Genomic DNA, 16,013 nt, shown 5'->3' on the forward strand with positions numbered 1-16,013 from the left:
ACGGCAGAAGTTCTCCACAGCCTGGGGATGCTGGCGGCGCTGTCGGGCGCGGCGGCGCAGTTGGCACTCGCCGGGGCCTCGGTCCGCCGGGGACGGGTGGTGCGGGGGCGGGGCGCACTGCTGCTGGAGGTCGCGCCGGCCGCAGGTGGCGGCTGGTGGCGTTGGGCGGCTGCCGTGCGGGTCGGGGTGGGCGGTGACGTCGGGTCGAGCGGTGGGCTCGGGTCCGGAGGCCGTGTCCGCACAGACAGCGGTGCCGGTGTCGACAGAGCTGGTGGGGTCCTGCGGTGGGCGGCTCCTGCGGGGGTGTGGCTGACCGGGTGGGTCCTGGTCGGTGGGCTGGTGGGGTCTGCCGTCGGGGTGGCCGCGGCGTACGGGACGTGGCGCTGGCAGCGTTCCCGGCCCCGGTCCGGGCCGGGCGAGTCACGTGAGGAGCGGGCCGCGATCGCTGGGCAGCTCCCACTGGCCGCCGATCTGCTGGCGGCGTGCGTCGCCGTCGGTGCCGGGCCCCGCGAGGCGGCGGAGGCGGTCGGCGAGTCCATCGGCGGCCCGGTGGGCGACCGGCTTGCCCGTGTCGCTGCCGAGATCCGCCTCGGCGGAGAGCCTGACGAGGCGTGGGGGCGGCTCGGGGAGATACCGGGCGCCGGACCGCTGGCCCGCTGTCTGCACCGGGCCGGTTCGACCGGAGCTCCGGCGGCGGAGCCGGTCTCCAGGCTGGCCGATGCGATGCGCGCCGAGCAGGCCGGTGCGGCTGTGGCACGCGCCCAGCGGGCCGGCGTCCTGATCACCGCGCCGGTCGGACTGTGCTTCCTCCCTGCCTTCCTGGCGGTCGGAGTGGCGCCGGTGATCATCGGCCTGGCCGGCGGACTGCTGACCACGGGTTAGGCCAGGCCGCTTCTTCCACACACATGGGCGTTCCGTGCGGACGCCTGCTCGATATCGATCGATGCCCATCGGGGGACGAGATGAACAAGAAGTTCGAGGAACGAACCGAACGTGCGGGACGAGCGGTTGCTGCGCTCTGCCGTGCCCGCGGGGCGACGTGGGTGATGCGCAGGCTGAGCCGGTCGTCCGACCGGGGGATGACCACGTCCGAGTACGCGGTGGGCACCATCGCCGCGTGCGCCTTCGCCGCGGTGCTCTACAAGGTGGTCAACAGCGGGCCGGTGATGTCGGCGCTGCAGTCCATGATCGAAAGCGCGCTCGATGCGCAGTTCTGAGGCCGGGCCCGGGCGCCGGACCAGAGGCTCTGAAGCGGGGAGCGGGCGCCGGAGCACCTATCGGCCTCGGGACCGTGGGGCGGTCACGGCGGAGGCGGCCGTGATGATTCCGGTGCTGGTGGCCTTCGTCATGGTGCTGCTCTGGGCGCTGATGGCTGCCTCGGCTCAGATCCGGTGCGTGGACGCGGCACGGGCGGGGGCCAGGGCCGCGGCCCGTTCGGAGCCGGAGGCGGCGGTCCTGACGGCCGCGCGCGACGCCGCGCCTCGTGGGTCTCGGGTCGAGGTGGGCAGGGCGGGGGAGTTGTGGCGCGTCACGGTGGAGACACCGACCCCGGGCCCTGCGGCGCTGGCCCTGACGCTGCGCGCCGAGGCGGTTGCCCTGGCCGAGGACACGGTGGGAGGTGCTGTGCCATGAAGGTGACGGACCCCGGGGTCCGCGGGCGTCGGGCGGGCTACGGGGCGGAGGCCTGGGACCGGCTCCGGACGCGGGTCCGGCGCGGGTGGGCGGACAGGAGGTGGCTCGGGACGCGGGCCCGGCGCGGGCAACCGGGCAGCGGGTGGCCCCGGGGTGCGGACCGAGGAGTGGCGACGGTGTGGGTGGCTGTCACCACGGCGGCCCTGTGCGCGGTGTTCGCCCTTGTGCTGGAGCTGGGTCAGGCGGTGACCGCACGTCATCGGGCAGGTAGTGCCGCGGATTTGGCGGCGCTGGCGGCCGCGGACCGGGCGCTGGAGGGGCCGGAGGCCGCGTGCGAGGTGGCCCGGAGGGTGGCCTCGGCGCAGGGTGCGGTGCTCGTCCGTTGTGCCGTGCACGGGGAGATCGCCGATGTGGTCGCCCGGTCGAGCCTCGGTCGCTACGCGCCGACGGTCAGGGCCCGGGCCGCCCCTCCGACGGTCCGGTGGCGGGCCGGGCGGCCTGCCGATTCGGCCACCGGCAATCGTCCGGCGCCAGTCGGCCGGCCTGTATGGGGCATGGGGAGATTGCTCAGGGGCGATAGGGAGAGGACTGGTTGGGCGGAAGACGTTCCTTCGGAAATAGCCCGGGAGTGTCCGTCCGAAAGGGAAAGGCGATGCGTGCGGAGCGGCCTTGGGCGCACTGAATCGGCTGTGCCGATGTCAGAGGCGGGCGGTGTGGTGAAAACCGATCTCTGTCGTCACCGTGCCACGGAGGTCTGTTGGAGGGAGCGGGGATCAGGGAGGGCCGGGAATGACCACGCGGTCCGAGGTGGTGGAGACGCCTTGGGGCCTGCTGCCGCATGACGGCGCGGCTTGCGCCGGTTCCGTACCAGGGGCGGGCGCAGGACCGCCCGGTCGGTGCCGCCTTACGGTCGGCGCTCCCAGGGTGAGCCGGTCGATCTTGCGCCCGAGCAGGCCGAACCGAACTCGGTCCTGAGTAGGCCGACCGGACTCGGTCCCGAGCAGGCCGAACCCGTTCTCGAGGGAGCCGAACTCACCTGCTGGGACGGCTGAACTCACCCCTGGGCGGCGGAATACCTCTACGACCGGAGGCACGGTGAGGTCTGCGCTATCGGTGTGATGAGGGGCGAGAGCTCGACAAGGATCTCGTCCGGTGTCTTGGGGGAGTTGGTGACGGTGACCTCGGTGGCCGGGGTGCGGCCGTAGGTGATGATCACCTTCTGGTTGTCGCTGGATCGCGTGGTGTCGATGACCCAGTCGATGCCGTCAGCCGCGAAGCAGGGGTCCGCGGTGGGCCCGGTATCGGTGACACCGCAGCGCAGGACGATGTTGCTGTCACCCCAGAGCGCGACGCCGGCCAGCTCGGTGTCGTGCTTGGGGTGCCCTGCCAGCTTGCCGGGAGCGTTCTCCGTGATGCGTCCGCAGTGGGCGTTGTCGGCCTGGGCGCCCGGCCGGACGTTGTAGTGCGGCTCCTTGGACACGACGAAGATCAGTACGGCGGCGACGGCCACGACTGCCGCCGCCAGAGGGAGGGTTGTGCGTTTGCCAGGCATGGTCAGCAGTCGTCTTCCCGCTCCGGGAGAGGTGGTCGTGCGACACGCTATGGCATGGGGTCAAGTGCTCTGAATGCGGGTCATTCCGCTGCCCTTTGAGGCGGCTGTCCTTATGGGGACCTCTCCAAGAGCTCTGATGCGGGGCGGAGTTCATCTCCGGGTTCGAGTGGTCAGCCTTTTTGTTTCTCATGGAGGAGGACTTCGAAGCGCCGATCTCCAGCAGGCAGGCGGGTAAAGCCATTGCCTTCGAGCAGGGCGCCTTCGCCCCTGCCGGCCAGCCGGTGATCCGGAGCCGGCGGGGAAGCGGAACTGAAGGAGCTGGTCACACCGTTGCTGCCGGCCTGACCTGCGTCGCCGTGCCGCCGGCTCGTGCCTTCGCCCTGGCTGTCAGGTCTCGGACCCGTTCTCCGCGGGCGGTGGCTCGGTCGGCGGTGGGTCCGATGGCGCTCCCTTGAGGAGTTCGGTGAGGAGGCGCACGGCGCCGCGTTTGTGCAGGGGCTCGTTGCCGTTGCCGCATTTGGGGGACTGGATGCAGGAGGGGCAACCCGCCTCGCACTCGCAGGACGCGATGGCTTCACGGGTCGCCGTCAGCCACGTACGAGCGGTGTGGAAGGCGCGCTCCGCGAAACCGGCGCCGCCCGGGTGGCCGTCGTAGACGAAGACCGTCGGCAGCAGGGTGTCCGGGTGCAACGGTATCGAGACGCCGCCGATGTCCCAGCGGTCGCAGGTGGCGAAGAGCGGGAGCAGGCCGATCGACGCGTGTTCGGCCGCGTGGAGGGCGCCGCCGAGGATCTCCGGGTTGATCCGGGCGGCGTCGAGCTGGTCCTCGGTGACCGTCCACCAGACGGCGCGGGTGCGCAGGGTGCGGGGAGGCAGGTCGAGCTTGGTCTCGCCGAGGACCTCGCCGGTCATCAGTTTGCGGCGGAGGAAGGAGACGACCTGGTTGGTCACCTCGACGGAGCCGTAGCAGAGCCGCCCCCGGCCCCACGGGATCTCGGTGTCGGTCTCCAGGACGGAGATGGCCGTGGTGTCGCGGGCGACGGTGGAGTACGGCGGGTCGGCGCGCTCGACCAGGGCGACAGAGTCCTCCAGATCCAGTTTCCGGACCAGGTGAGTGCGGCCCTGGTGGAGGTGGACGGCGCCCTCGTGGACGGCGGTGTGGGCGGCGGCCGCGTCGACCGTGCCCAGCAGGCGCCCGGTGGATTCCTCGACGATCTGGACGGGGCGCCCGCCGCCGCCCCGGATGTCGGTCAGGTCGGCGGCCCGTTCGCGGCGGGTCCAGTGCCAGCCCGATGCCCGCCTGCGCAACAGCTTCGCGGCCTCCAGCTGCGGCAGCAGCTCTGGCACGGCGGGGCCGAAGAGTGCGATGTCGGGCTCGGTGAGCGGCAGTTCGGCGGCGGCCGCGCACAGGTGGGGGGCCAGGACGTAGGGGTTGTCCGGGTCCAGCACGGTCGACTCCACCGGCTGCCGGAACAGCGCTTCCGGGTGGTGCACCAGATAGGTGTCCAGCGGATCGTCCCGGGCGACGAGCACGGCCAGGGCACCCTGCCCCGAACGGCCGGCGCGGCCCGCCTGCTGCCATAGGGAGGCCCGGGTGCCCGGATAGCCGCAGATGACGACGGAGCCGAGACCGGAGACGTCGATGCCGAGTTCGAGGGCGGTGGTGGCCGCCAGTCCGAGCAGTTCACCGGAGTGCAGCGCGCGCTCCAGGGCTCGGCGCTCCTCCGGGAGGTAGCCGCCGCGGTAGGCGGCGACCCGCTGCGGCAGCGAGCGGTCCACCTCCGCGAGGCGCTCCTTCGCGATGACCGAGATCAGTTCGGCGCCGCGCCGGGAGCGTACGAAGGCGACCGAGCGGACGCCCTGGACGGTCAGGTCGGTGAGCAGGTCGGCGGTCTCGGCCGTCGCGGTACGGCGTACGGGGGCGCCCTTCTCGCCGTGCAGGTCGGTCAGCGGCGGCTCCCAGAGGGCGAAGACCAGCTCGCCGCGCGGGGAGGCGTCGTCGGACACCTCCTCGACCGGCAGGCCCGTCAGGCGCCCGGCGGCGACCGAGGGGTCGGCGGCGGTGGCGGAGGCGAGGAGGAAGACCGGCTCGGCCCCGTAGCGGGCGCAGAGGCGGCGTAGCCGGCGCAGGACCTGGGCGACGTGGGAGCCGAAGACGCCCCGGTACGTGTGGCACTCGTCGATCACGACGAAGCGCAGCGCGCGCAGGAAGGAGGACCACCGCGGGTGGGACGGCAGGATTCCGCGGTGCAGCATGTCGGGGTTGGTCAGGACGTAGTTCGCGTACTGCCGCACCCACTCGCGTTCCTCGACCGGGGTGTCGCCGTCGTAGGCCGCGGGCCGGATCGCGTTGCCGAGGGGGGCCGCCAGGCCCTTCACCGAACGCCGCTGGTCGGCGGCCAGAGCCTTGGTGGGCGCGAGGTACAGGGCGGTCGCCCCGCGGCCGTTGGGGGCCTCGGAGCCCTCCAGCAGGGTGCTGAGGACCGGGGCGAGGTACGCGAGCGACTTGCCCGACGCCGTACCGGTGGCGATCACGACCGATTCGCCGTCCAGCGCGTGCTCCGCGGCGGCCGCCTGGTGGGCCCACGGATGGTCGATTCCGGCTCTTTCGATCGCCGAGATCACTTCTGGCCGGATGCGATCCGGCCAGATGGCATGGGTTCCCGATCTAGGGGGCAGGTGCTCCGTATGAGTGATGCGCGCGGCCCGGCCCGCCCCTGTGGCGAGCCGGTCGAGGATCATGCTGGGAGGGGGGCGCGTGTCCCCACTCTCGGGTGGTCGTCCGGGACGGTGATTCTTGGCCATCGGCACCGAGTGTGTCACTGGCGTGACGGACAATGGTCCCAAGGCGTCGTGCATGGCTGCTGGTAAGTGATTGAATGCCATCGCGGCTGGCGATCCGTCCCCTGGCCTCCGTCGGGGAGACCGAGGGGCGACCGCTCGATAGCAAGGTGCTGGAGGATCCGTGGACCTGTCCCTGTCGACTCGCAATGTTGGCGACCGTACGGTTGTCGAGGTCGGTGGCGAGATTGATGTGTATACCGCGCCCAAGCTGCGCGAGCAGTTGGTCGAGTTGGTGAATGACGGCAGCTACCACCTGGTTGTCGACATGGAAGGTGTCGACTTCCTCGACTCCACCGGCCTCGGCGTGCTCGTGGGCGGCTTGAAGCGTGTCCGGGCCCATGAGGGCTCGTTGCGCCTGGTCTGCAACCAGGAACGTATTCTCAAGATCTTCCGGATCACGGGCCTGACCAAGGTGTTCCCGATTCACACCACGGTCGACGAGGCTGTCGCCGCCACCGACTGAGGTCGGCTTCCCGACCGGCCCGCGGGCCGGTCGTCAGGCAGTGGACGGACCGGCAGCGACCGGGCCGCGACGGGCGGACGGTCGGCCTTCGGGTCGGCTGTCGGTTCCGTCGATCCCGCGGATCTGCGGATCCGTGGATCCTGTCGGCCTCCGGAGGAGGAGAGCAGGGGTGCCGGGCTTCAGGCCCGGAACCTCTGACGCGTACGCCCGAACGTTCCAGGGGGATCGCATGGCCACCGTTGAACTCCGCTTCAGTGCCCAGCCTGAACATGTCAGGACGGCCCGCCTGGTGGCGGCCGCCGTGGCGCGCAGGGCCGGCGTCGACGAGGCGGTGCTCGACGAGGTCAGGCTCGCCGTCGGCGAGGCCTGCAGCCGTGCCGTGGGACTGCACCGCAGCCATGGCATCACCGAGCCGGTCAGCGTGGTGCTGACCGAGGAGGAGAAGGCGTTCTCCATCGAGGTCGGGGACAGCGTCCCCGATCCCGGCAACGGCTCCGCCGCGACCGGAGCGCGCGGCGGCTCGTCCGGTGGGCCGGACGAGCCCGAGAGCGATGGGAGCGACGGCGGCGAGGACGAGATGGGTCTCGCGGTCATCAGCGGCCTCGTCGACGAGGTGGAGGTCCGGTCCGGTGCGAACGGCGGGACCATCCGCATGAGCTGGCCGGCAGCTCTCGCCGGGGTACGCCCCTGAGGCGTGGCCGGCGCGTAGGACGCGGGGTGCGCGAGTCGCGAGGCAGGCCGGCCGGTCTGCCTCGTACGGCGTAAGCCCGCGCTATCCGTACGTGTGAGTTCACCCCGCCTCCGTACGACACAGGCCCCCGAGGCCCCGCCCCGTCCTGTACGGCACAGGCCCCGGGGCCCCGCCCCGCCCCGCCCTGTACGGCACGGAACCGCTCCGTCCCGTGCGACGCGAGCCCAAGGCGTACGTACGCCTTGGGCTCCCGCCGCGTGCCTGTCGGCGCCGCCTTTCCGGGCCCTGCCGTGCTGAGCAGGGCCTTTTCGCTGTGGCCTTGCGCCGCTTTCCCATGCGATTTCCCCGGTAATGCATCGGCGTAATGCGCCTGTCCCGTTACTGCGTTCGGGGAAAATTATCCGGTGATCTTTCGGCGTTGGGGGGAGAGCGATCAATTCTCTTCCGGACCACTGTTTTGATCCCGTTCCGCTCCCTACAATCCGTCCACGTCTTGAGCGCTGAGCGTCAAGGAGGACGTATGGCGGAGTTCTTCACCACCCCAATGGCTGCACCGGCCGCATCGGCTGCACCGACGCAGGAATCCGCACTTTCCGACGGGCCCGCTTCCCTCGCGGCGGCGGTCCTCACCGACGACAACCGGCTGATCGTCATCATCGTGGCGGTCGTCGCCGTCGCCGCGCTCGTCGTCGCCAGGCTGCTGGTACGCCAGGTGCTGGCGGCCGGCGAGGGCACCGAGCGTATGAAGGAGATCGCCGCGGCGGTCCAAGAGGGCGCCAACGCCTATCTGGCCCGGCAGCTGCGGACGGTCGGCGTGTTCGCCGTGATCGTGTTCTTCCTGTTGCTGGTGCTGCCGGCCGACAACTGGTCGCAGCGCGCAGGGCGTTCGCTCTTCTTCCTGGTCGGTGCGCTTTTCTCGGCGGCGACCGGATACATCGGTATGCGACTCGCCGTACGGAGCAATGTGCGGGTGGCCGCCGCCGCGCGTGAGGCGACTCCGGGAGAGGGCGAACCGGAGAAGGATCTCACCGCCGTTTCGCACCGGGCGACGAAAATCGCCTTCCGTACCGGCGGTGTGGTCGGAATGATCACGGTCGGGCTCGGGCTGCTCGGCGCCTCCTGTGTGGTGCTCGTCTACGCGGCCGACGCGCCCAAGGTGCTGGAGGGCTTCGGCCTCGGTGCGGCGCTGATCGCCATGTTCATGAGGGTCGGCGGCGGGATCTTCACCAAGGCCGCCGATGTGGGCGCCGACCTCGTCGGCAAGGTGGAGCAGGGCATTCCGGAGGACGACCCGCGCAACGCCGCCACCATCGCCGACAACGTGGGCGACAACGTCGGTGACTGCGCGGGCATGGCCGCCGACCTCTTCGAGTCGTACGCCGTGACGCTCGTCGCCGCCCTCATCCTCGGCATGGCCGCCTTCGGCGACTCCGGCCTGGCCTTCCCGCTGATGGTTCCGGCGATCGGTGTGGTCACCGCGATGATCGGGATCTTCGCCGTCGCTCCCCGCCGCGCCGACCGCAGCGGGATGACCGCGATCAACCGGGGGTTCTTCATCTCCGCGGTCGTCTCGCTCGTCCTGGTGGCCGTGGCCGCCTTCGCCTATCTGCCGTCCTCGTACGCCGAGCTGACCGGGGTCACCGACGAGGCGATCACCGCGCACGGCGGCGACCCGCGCGTCTTCGCCCTGGTCGCCGTGGCCATCGGCATCGTGCTGGCCGCGCTGATCCAGCAGCTCACCGGCTACTTCACCGAGACCGAGCGCCGTCCCGTCCAGGACATCGGGAAGTCCTCGCTGACCGGCCCGGCGACCGTGGTGCTGGCCGGAATCTCCATCGGCCTGGAGTCGGCCGTCTACACCGCGCTGCTGATCGGCCTCGGCGTCTACGGGGCGTTCCTGCTGGGCGGTACGTCGATCATGCTGGCCCTCTTCGCGGTGGCGCTCGCCGGGACCGGGCTGCTCACCACCGTCGGGGTCATCGTGGCCATGGACACCTTCGGGCCGGTCTCCGACAACGCCCAGGGCATCGCCGAGATGTCCGGGGACGTCACCGGCGCCGGCGCTCAGGTGCTCACCGACCTGGACGCCGTCGGCAACACGACCAAGGCCATCACCAAGGGCATCGCCATCGCCACCGCCGTCCTCGCGGCGGCCGCGCTCTTCGGTTCGTACCGCGACGCCATCGCCACGGCCGTCGCCGACGTGGGCGCCGGCGCGGGGGATCTCGGGCTGAGCCTGGATATCTCGCAGCCCAACAACCTCGTCGGCCTGGTCCTCGGTGCGGCGGTCGTCTTCCTGTTCTCCGGGCTCGCCATCAACGCGGTCTCCCGGTCCGCCGGAGCCGTGGTCCACGAGGTGCGGCGGCAGTTCCGCGAGCACCCCGGGATCATGAACTACACGGAGAAGCCGGAGTACGGCCGGGTCGTCGACATCTGCACCAAGGACGCCCTCCGCGAGCTGGCCACGCCCGGCCTCCTCGCCGTCCTGGCGCCGATCGCGGTCGGGTTCACCCTCGGCGTCGGCGCGCTCGGCTCGTACCTCGCGGGCGCCATCGCCACCGGCACCCTGATGGCCGTCTTCCTCGCCAACTCCGGCGGGGCCTGGGACAACGCCAAGAAGCTGGTCGAGGACGGGCATTACGGCGGCAAGGGCAGCGACTCGCATGCCGCGACCGTGATCGGCGACACGGTCGGCGACCCGTTCAAGGACACCGCGGGCCCGGCGATCAACCCGCTCCTGAAGGTGATGAACCTGGTCGCGCTGCTCATCGCCCCGGCGGTGGTGCAGTTCAGCTACGGGCCGGACGCCAACCCCTGGATCCGGGCACTGGTGGCGGTCTTCGCCATCGCGGTCATCGTCGGCGCGGTGTACGTCTCCAAGCGGCGCGGCATCGCCGTCGGCGATGACGACAGCGGTGCGCCGGGCGGCGGCGGTCCGTCGCTGCCGTCACCGGACCCCGCAGCGGCTCCTTAGGGCGTGTCCGGCGGATCAGGGCGGGACACACCCTTGAGTCGCGCTCCCAGGTGACCTGTCGTCACTCCGCGGGCGGACGGTGCGCGTTGGCGTACCGCCCGCCCGTGTCCCTCTGCGGGAGCCGGAGATCTGATCCCGTCGTTCCGGTGAGTGACCGTACGGGTGTCGGAATCTCCTGCCGAGTGGCATCTCCCTCACTTCTCTTGGTGCAAATGGCTTCAAAAGGGTGTGCATCGGATGACCGGCACCCGGATGGAGCCCTCTTGGCGTGTAAGTTCCGGGGCCGAGAGCCTTGGAAGGGACCCAAACCGGTGAACAAGAAGCTTGCAGCCGCACTGTCCGGCGGTGCGGTACTCGTACTGACGCTGTCGGGCTGCAGCGATGACAGCGACGACAAGGTGAACGACTGGGCCAAGAACGTCTGCGACCAGTTCCAGCCCCAGCTGCAGAAGATCACCAACGCCAACGCCTCCATCCAGCAGCAGACCTCGGACAACAGCAAGCCCGTCGATGTCCAGAAGGCCGACTCGCTTGCCTTCCAGCAGATCTCCGACGCGTACAAGGCGCTGGGCAAGGCCGTGGAATCGGCCGGTCCGCCGCCGGTCGACGACGGCGAGACCATGCAGAAGGATGCCGTGAAGGAGCTCGACGAGGCCTCGGCGGCCTACGCGGCCCTGAAGACCAAGGTCGACGCCATCGAGACCAAGGACCAGGCGAAGTTCGCCGACGGTCTCAAGGACATCGCCGTCGAGCTGGACAAGATCAGCAAGAACGGTGACCAGGCGCTGAAGAAGCTGGAGTCCGGTGAGCTCGGCTCCGCGATGTCGAAGCAGAAGGGCTGCCAGAAGCTGAAGGCTTCGACCGGGCCGGCCAGCCCCGGCGGCTCCGCGGCGCCGGACGCGGCTGCGGTGACGCCCTCCGCGTCGGCTTCGGAGGAGAAGAAGGCGTAGCCCTTCCCGTACGGCGGCTTCGCCGGAACGGCTTCGGCGGCTTCGGGGGAACGGTCTCCGTGGCTCCGCCGAACGGCTTCGGTGGCTTCGCGGGAACGGCCTCGGCCGGGCGGCCCGGACACTCGGTGGGTGTCCGGGCCGCTGCCGTTGTCAGTGGGACCGGCCACAATGGTCGGGTGAGTGAGACCAGCCTTCCCGCACCCGACCACACCGCCGGCCTCCGCGGGGCTCTGCTCGCCGCGGCTTTCACCGCCGACGGCCTCCTCGACCGGCTCGGCGCGGCCGCCTACGCCGCGCTCGCCCGCAGCGAGACCGTGCCCGCCCTGCGCGCCACCCGGGGCGTGTCGCCGCTCGACACGCTGGTGCGGCTGTTCCTGCTCCAGCGGCCCGTCCCCGAGGAGCAGGCCCGCGCGGCCCTGCCGCTGGAGGAGTGCGTCCGGGACGGCTGGGTGAGCACCGAGGACGGCCAGGTCCGCGCCACCGTCGACGTGCGGCCGTACGGCGGTCCGGACGGCGAGGACTGGTTCATCGTCTCCGACCTCGGCTGCGCGGTCGGCGGTGCGGGCGGGATCGGCTCGCGCGAGGAGGGCGTCGTCCTCGGCGTCGGCGGGGCCTCCACCACCCTCGCCTCTATCACCGTGCGTACGCCGCTCGCCTCGGCCCTCGACCTCGGTACGGGGTCCGGCATCCAGGCGCTGCACGCCGCCCAGCACGCCACCCGGGTCACCGCCACGGACCTGAACCCCCGCGCCCTGGAGTTCACCCGGCTCACCCTCGCCCTCTCCGGCGCCGCCCCCGCCGACCTCCGCGAGGGCTCCCTCTTCGAGCCGGTCGGCACGGAGACCTTCGACCTGATCGTCTCCAACCCGCCCTTCGTCATCTCGCCCGGCGCCCGCCTCACCTATCGGGACGGCGGCATGGGCGGCGACGACCTCTGCCGCACCCTGGTCCAGCAGGCGGGCAATCATCTGAACGACGGCGGATACGCCCAGTTCCTCGCCAACTGGCAGCACGTGGAAGGCGAGGAGTGGCAGGACCGGCTGCGGTCCTGGGTGCCCGCCGGGTGCGACGCCTGGATCGTGCAGCGCGAGGTCCAGGACGTCACGCAGTACGCCGAGCTGTGGCTGCGCGACAGCGGCGACCACCGCAGTGACCCGGCCGCGTACGCCGAGCGGTACGAGGCGTGGCTCGACGAGTTCGAGGCGCGCGGCACCACCTCCGTCGGCTTCGGCTGGATCACGCTGCGCCGCTCCGCCGCCGCGGCCGCCGGGAATCCGTCGATCGTCGTCGAGGAGTGGCCGCACGCCGTGCAGCAGCCGCTCGGCCGGGCCGTCGAGGAGCACTTCGCCCGCCAGGACTACCTGCGCGACCAGGACGACGCGGCGCTGCTCGCCGGGCACTTCACGCTCGCCGCAGAGGTCGTGCAGGAGCAGGTGGGCCTGCCCGGTGCGGAGGATCCTGAGCATGTGGTGCTGCGCCAGCACCGCGGGATGATGCGGGCGACCAAGGTGGACGCGGTGGCCGCCGGGTTCGCCGGGGTGTGCGACGGGTCGCTGCCCGCCGGGCGGATCCTGGACGCCATCGCGCAGCTGATGGCGGAGGACCCGGTGCTCCTGCGCGACCGCACCCCGCAGGCGATCCGGCTGCTGGTCGAGGAGGGCTTCCTGGAGCCGGTGCCGGGGGCCGTTGAGGGGACTGCTCCGGGGGAGGGCCTCGGGTGAGGGCGGCGCGATCCGGATCGAGCTGGACGAGGCCTCGCTCCGGGCCACCCGGATCGCCGTCAGCCCGCTGTGGGACGCGTTCTGCAGCCTGCACCTGGCGGGCCCGGGCCGGATGCCCTCGTGGCCGTACGGGGAATGGGTCGTCCGGGCCCGCGAGGTGCTGCGGGGCGACGCGCGGACGCGGCCGCTGCGGCTGCTGACCCACGGGCCGTACAGCTTCCGGACTTCCTGCTGCCCCGGCCGGTCGGTGCCGCGTCCGTCGACGCCGAGCTGGAGAGCGTCCGGGCCACCGGGGCCGACTACCGGGCCGGTGAGCGGCGGCTGCTGCTGATCCCGCTCGTCTTCGCCGAGGGCTGCCGGCTCTACTCCACCGACGACCCCGAGGTCCTCGCTGTCTCCTTCCAGGCCCGAGGCGGGTTCAGGGGGACGGTGTCCTGACCTGAGGCGGGTGCCGGGGGTCGATTCGGGACCGCCCGAATCGATGGCCCGGCGCGGCTCGCGCTCCCAGCGTCACCGCCATGCCTGTCACCGAAGCCCCGCCCGCCATCGAGGCGTTCGGCCTCCGCCGTACCTACACCACCCGCACCGGACTCCTGCGGCCGCGCACCACCGAGACCGAGGCCGTGCGAGGCATCGACCTCCAGGTGGCGCGAGGCGAGCTCTTCGGCCTGCTCGGGCCCAACGGCGCGGGCAGGACCACCACCATCAAGATGCTCAACACCCTCCTGCTGCCCGCCTCCGGCACCGCCCGCGTGCTCGGCCACGACGTGGCGCGTGAACCCGTCGCCGTACGACGCCGGGTCGGGTACGTCTTCGGCGGCGACCGGGGCCTGTACGACCGGCTCACCGCGCTCGACAACCTCCGCTACATCGCCGAGCTCCACGGCGTCGAACCGCGCGACCAGCGGCGCCGGATCGCCGAACTCCTGGAGCTGATCGGTCTGCTGGGCCGGGAGAAGGAGCGGGTGGAGGACTACTCGCGCGGTATGCGGCAGCGCCTCCACACCGCCCGCGGCCTGCTCCACCGGCCCGCCGTCCTCTTCCTCGACGAGCCCTCCATCGGCGTCGGCCCGGTCGCCGCCCGCGATCTGCGCCGTACGGTGGCCGATCTCCGGGCTGACGGCACCACCGTGCTCCTCACCACCCACTACATGGCCGAGGCCGACGAACTGTGCGACCGGATCGCGGTGCTCGCGGGCGGTACGATCCGGGCGCCCGGCACTCCCGGCCACCTCAAGTCCCGCGTCCAGGAACGCGACATCCTGGAGACCGAGGCGTACGGAGCGGGCGCCGATCACCTCGACCGGATCCGCGCGCTGCCCGGGGCGCGGCGGCCGAGGAGCGCGGCTCCCCCCAGACCCTCACCGTGCTGCCGGAGTGGACGTTTCCGGTCTCCTGGGCGCTGCCGACCACCTGGGGGTCGCGGGCCGTGCACGCGGCGACCTCCGGCGGGACGGACCGGGCCGGGGTGCTGGTGCCGATGGCCGAGGCCCTGGCCCTAAGCCCTGTCGTCAAACTGCCGCCTGCCGGGCGGCGTCTGGCACGCACGCTCGCGGCGTTAGGGGGTGTCCTGGTCGATCATGCCGGGCTCGCGTGCCCTGGCACCGCACCTCGCGGCGTTGTCGTCACTCGCCGACGCTTCTTGCCCAAGCTCTCAACTCTGTTCGAGCAGGGGAGACCCCATCCGACTCTCTCCTCCGCCTTGCGACGCACGGCACCGGACCCCGCTCCCTGATCCGGCCTGACCGGCAAGACACCCCCTAGGCGCGCCGTTCGCGCTGCTCGCCGTGCTCGTCCTCGGACGGGTCGAACGCCGTGCCCGCGCCGCCGCCACCCTCTCGCTCGCCTGATGATCAGGAGCCGCCGCAGGACCGCCACACCCACAGCCCCGGCCGCCCTCGGCACCCTGCGCCCGGTCGTCGTCGGCGGACCCATCTCGTACCGCGCGCTGTTCAACTGGACGACGCCGCCCATGTTCATCGGCGCGCTGCTGGTCGGTCCGCTGCTCCAGCTCCTCTTCTTCGTCTTCCTCGGACGGGAGCTCCAGGTGGCCGACGATCACTTCTACCTGCTGGGCAACGCGGTCCTCGCCTCCTCCACCGCCTGCTTCTACGGCGGCACGACGGCGATCTCCAACGAACGCCGCCACGGCACCCTCGGCGCTGTCCTCCTCAGTCCCCGCCACCGGACTCCGCTCTGGACCGGCCGAGCTCTTCCCTATGTCCTCAACGGCCTCCTGATCAGTGCCTTCACCCTCACCGCCGCCTCTCTCCTACTCGGTCTGCGGATTCCGCTCGCGGCTCTGCCGGGGCTCGCCGTGGTGCTGGCGGCGGCCGACGCCGGGTGCTCGGCGTTCGGGCTGGCGCTCGGCGCGCTCGGGCTCCGCTTCCGTGACGTGTTCCTGATCTCCAACGTGGCCGGATCCGTACTGCTCCTGCTCGCCGGCGCCAATGTGCCGCACGCGGAGCTGTCCGACTGGATGCGGGCGGCCGGCGACGCGCTGCCGCTCACCCACGCCATGGAGGCCGCCCGCGCGCCGACCACGGGTGGCGGTCCCGACCGTGCGCTGCTCGGCGCGGAACTGCTCGTCGGCGCCGGATACGCGCTGCTCGCCGTGGCGCTGCCGGCCGTCTTCGAGCGGGGCAGCCGCCGCCGGGCGATTCCTGACGTCATGTGACGGGCTCGGTACTCCCCGTGGGTGCACGCTGTTCACCCGGGGTTCGTGTCGGCGTCGCCCCGGGCTGGCAGCCTCCCCATGATCGAGCGGTACGAACATGCGCGAGCGGTACGAACAGGGTCGAGGAGTACGACATGGAGAGCGTCGCAGCAGTCTTCGCCGGCACGGCCTTCACGCTGTTCGGCGCCGCGCTCCTCGTCTGGACCGGGGCGCGCGCCCTGCACCGCGCGCCGGTGCTGCACGGTGTGAGCCCCGTCGCCTCCACCGCACTCACGACACTTTTCGGCGTAGTTTTCCTGGTCCTCGGCGTGTGGTGCTTCACCCTCGTCTGATCCTCGCTCCCGCCGGGGCCGCGCCCGGGTCAGGGGGCTGCCGGCCGGGCACCGCGACCACCTCCGGATGTCCGAACGTCAGGCCTTCGCGCCGCCCGGACCCGACGGTCCGGGCGGCAGGAATGGCGGAAGTCGGGTTACCGTTCGAGTGGCCGTTGCGGGCTTTTGCCGTTTGAC

At 71.7% G+C, this 16,013-nt stretch carries 14 protein-coding genes and 1 pseudogene; 13 read left to right on the forward strand and 2 right to left on the reverse strand.

The genetic code is table 11. The annotated features are described in order from the left end of the window. Positions 1-27 precede the first annotated feature (27 nt). From ACIRR8_RS11705 to ACIRR8_RS11720, 4 genes are all read left to right on the forward strand, one after another. Positions 28-882: a type II secretion system F family protein gene (locus tag ACIRR8_RS11705; RefSeq protein ID WP_404062590.1), complete on the forward strand. Its 855-nt coding sequence runs from the start codon at positions 28-30 to the stop codon at positions 880-882. Positions 883-1,046: 164 nt separating this feature from the next. Next, a complete protein-coding gene (locus ACIRR8_RS11710; RefSeq protein WP_404062592.1) occupies positions 1,047-1,217 on the forward strand; it encodes a DUF4244 domain-containing protein in 171 nt (56 codons plus the stop codon). Next, positions 1,204-1,632, forward strand: coding sequence for a TadE family type IV pilus minor pilin (locus ACIRR8_RS11715; RefSeq protein ID WP_404062214.1), 429 nt, complete (start codon positions 1,204-1,206; stop codon positions 1,630-1,632). The genes ACIRR8_RS11710 and ACIRR8_RS11715 overlap by 14 nt, the downstream gene beginning before the upstream one ends. Then, complete coding sequence (locus tag ACIRR8_RS11720) at positions 1,629-2,474, forward strand: Rv3654c family TadE-like protein (RefSeq protein ID WP_404062216.1); 846 nt, start codon at positions 1,629-1,631, stop codon at positions 2,472-2,474. Before ACIRR8_RS11715 ends, ACIRR8_RS11720 begins: the two co-directional genes overlap by 4 nt. 236 nt (positions 2,475-2,710) lie before the next feature. Here the strand turns inward: ACIRR8_RS11720 and ACIRR8_RS11725 are convergent, their stop codons facing one another. Together ACIRR8_RS11725 and ACIRR8_RS11730 are read right to left on the reverse strand one after the other, a co-directional pair. After that, the gene (locus ACIRR8_RS11725) at positions 2,711-3,184 is read right to left on the reverse strand and encodes a DUF3515 family protein (protein WP_404062219.1); all 474 of its coding nucleotides are present in this window, start codon (positions 3,182-3,184) and stop codon (positions 2,711-2,713) included. A 387-nt stretch (positions 3,185-3,571) separates the two neighbouring features. Next, the gene (locus tag ACIRR8_RS11730) at positions 3,572-6,070 is read right to left on the reverse strand and encodes a DEAD/DEAH box helicase (protein ID WP_404062221.1); all 2,499 of its coding nucleotides are present in this window, start codon (positions 6,068-6,070) and stop codon (positions 3,572-3,574) included. A 79-nt stretch (positions 6,071-6,149) separates the two neighbouring features. Here ACIRR8_RS11730 and bldG point away from each other — a divergent pair, with 79 nt between their 5' ends. From bldG to ACIRR8_RS11775, 9 genes and pseudogenes are all read left to right on the forward strand, one after another. Then, complete coding sequence (bldG, locus tag ACIRR8_RS11735) at positions 6,150-6,491, forward strand: anti-sigma factor antagonist BldG (RefSeq protein WP_093690221.1); 342 nt, start codon at positions 6,150-6,152, stop codon at positions 6,489-6,491. 229 nt (positions 6,492-6,720) lie between these two features. Beyond that, complete coding sequence (locus tag ACIRR8_RS11740) at positions 6,721-7,182, forward strand: ATP-binding protein (protein WP_404062223.1); 462 nt, start codon at positions 6,721-6,723, stop codon at positions 7,180-7,182. A 520-nt stretch (positions 7,183-7,702) separates the two neighbouring features. Further along, positions 7,703-10,156, forward strand: coding sequence for a sodium-translocating pyrophosphatase (locus ACIRR8_RS11745; RefSeq protein WP_404062226.1), 2,454 nt, complete (start codon positions 7,703-7,705; stop codon positions 10,154-10,156). A 311-nt stretch (positions 10,157-10,467) separates the two neighbouring features. Next, complete coding sequence (locus tag ACIRR8_RS11750; protein WP_404062229.1) at positions 10,468-11,106, forward strand: small secreted protein; 639 nt, start codon at positions 10,468-10,470, stop codon at positions 11,104-11,106. 176 nt (positions 11,107-11,282) lie between these two features. Continuing rightward, complete coding sequence (locus ACIRR8_RS11755; RefSeq protein ID WP_404062231.1) at positions 11,283-12,827, forward strand: methyltransferase; 1,545 nt, start codon at positions 11,283-11,285, stop codon at positions 12,825-12,827. A gap of 120 nt (positions 12,828-12,947) precedes the next feature. Further along, a complete protein-coding gene (locus ACIRR8_RS11760) occupies positions 12,948-13,265 on the forward strand; it encodes a hypothetical protein (protein ID WP_404062234.1) in 318 nt (105 codons plus the stop codon). A gap of 80 nt (positions 13,266-13,345) precedes the next feature. Then, positions 13,346-14,205, forward strand: a pseudogene (locus tag ACIRR8_RS11765) (ABC transporter ATP-binding protein); the annotation flags it as partial. 471 nt (positions 14,206-14,676) lie between these two features. Further along, positions 14,677-15,504, forward strand: coding sequence for an ABC transporter permease (locus tag ACIRR8_RS11770; RefSeq protein WP_404062236.1), 828 nt, complete (start codon positions 14,677-14,679; stop codon positions 15,502-15,504). A gap of 134 nt (positions 15,505-15,638) precedes the next feature. Continuing rightward, positions 15,639-15,836 carry a hypothetical protein gene (locus ACIRR8_RS11775; protein ID WP_356755658.1) on the forward strand — a complete coding sequence of 66 codons (198 nt, stop codon included), beginning with the start codon at positions 15,639-15,641 and terminating at the stop codon, positions 15,834-15,836. Positions 15,837-16,013: the final 177 nt, after the last annotated feature.

It is taken from the genome of Streptomyces sp. NPDC101178, assembly GCF_044767965.1.
In the GTDB taxonomy this organism is placed as follows: Bacteria; Actinomycetota; Actinomycetes; order Streptomycetales; family Streptomycetaceae; genus Streptomyces.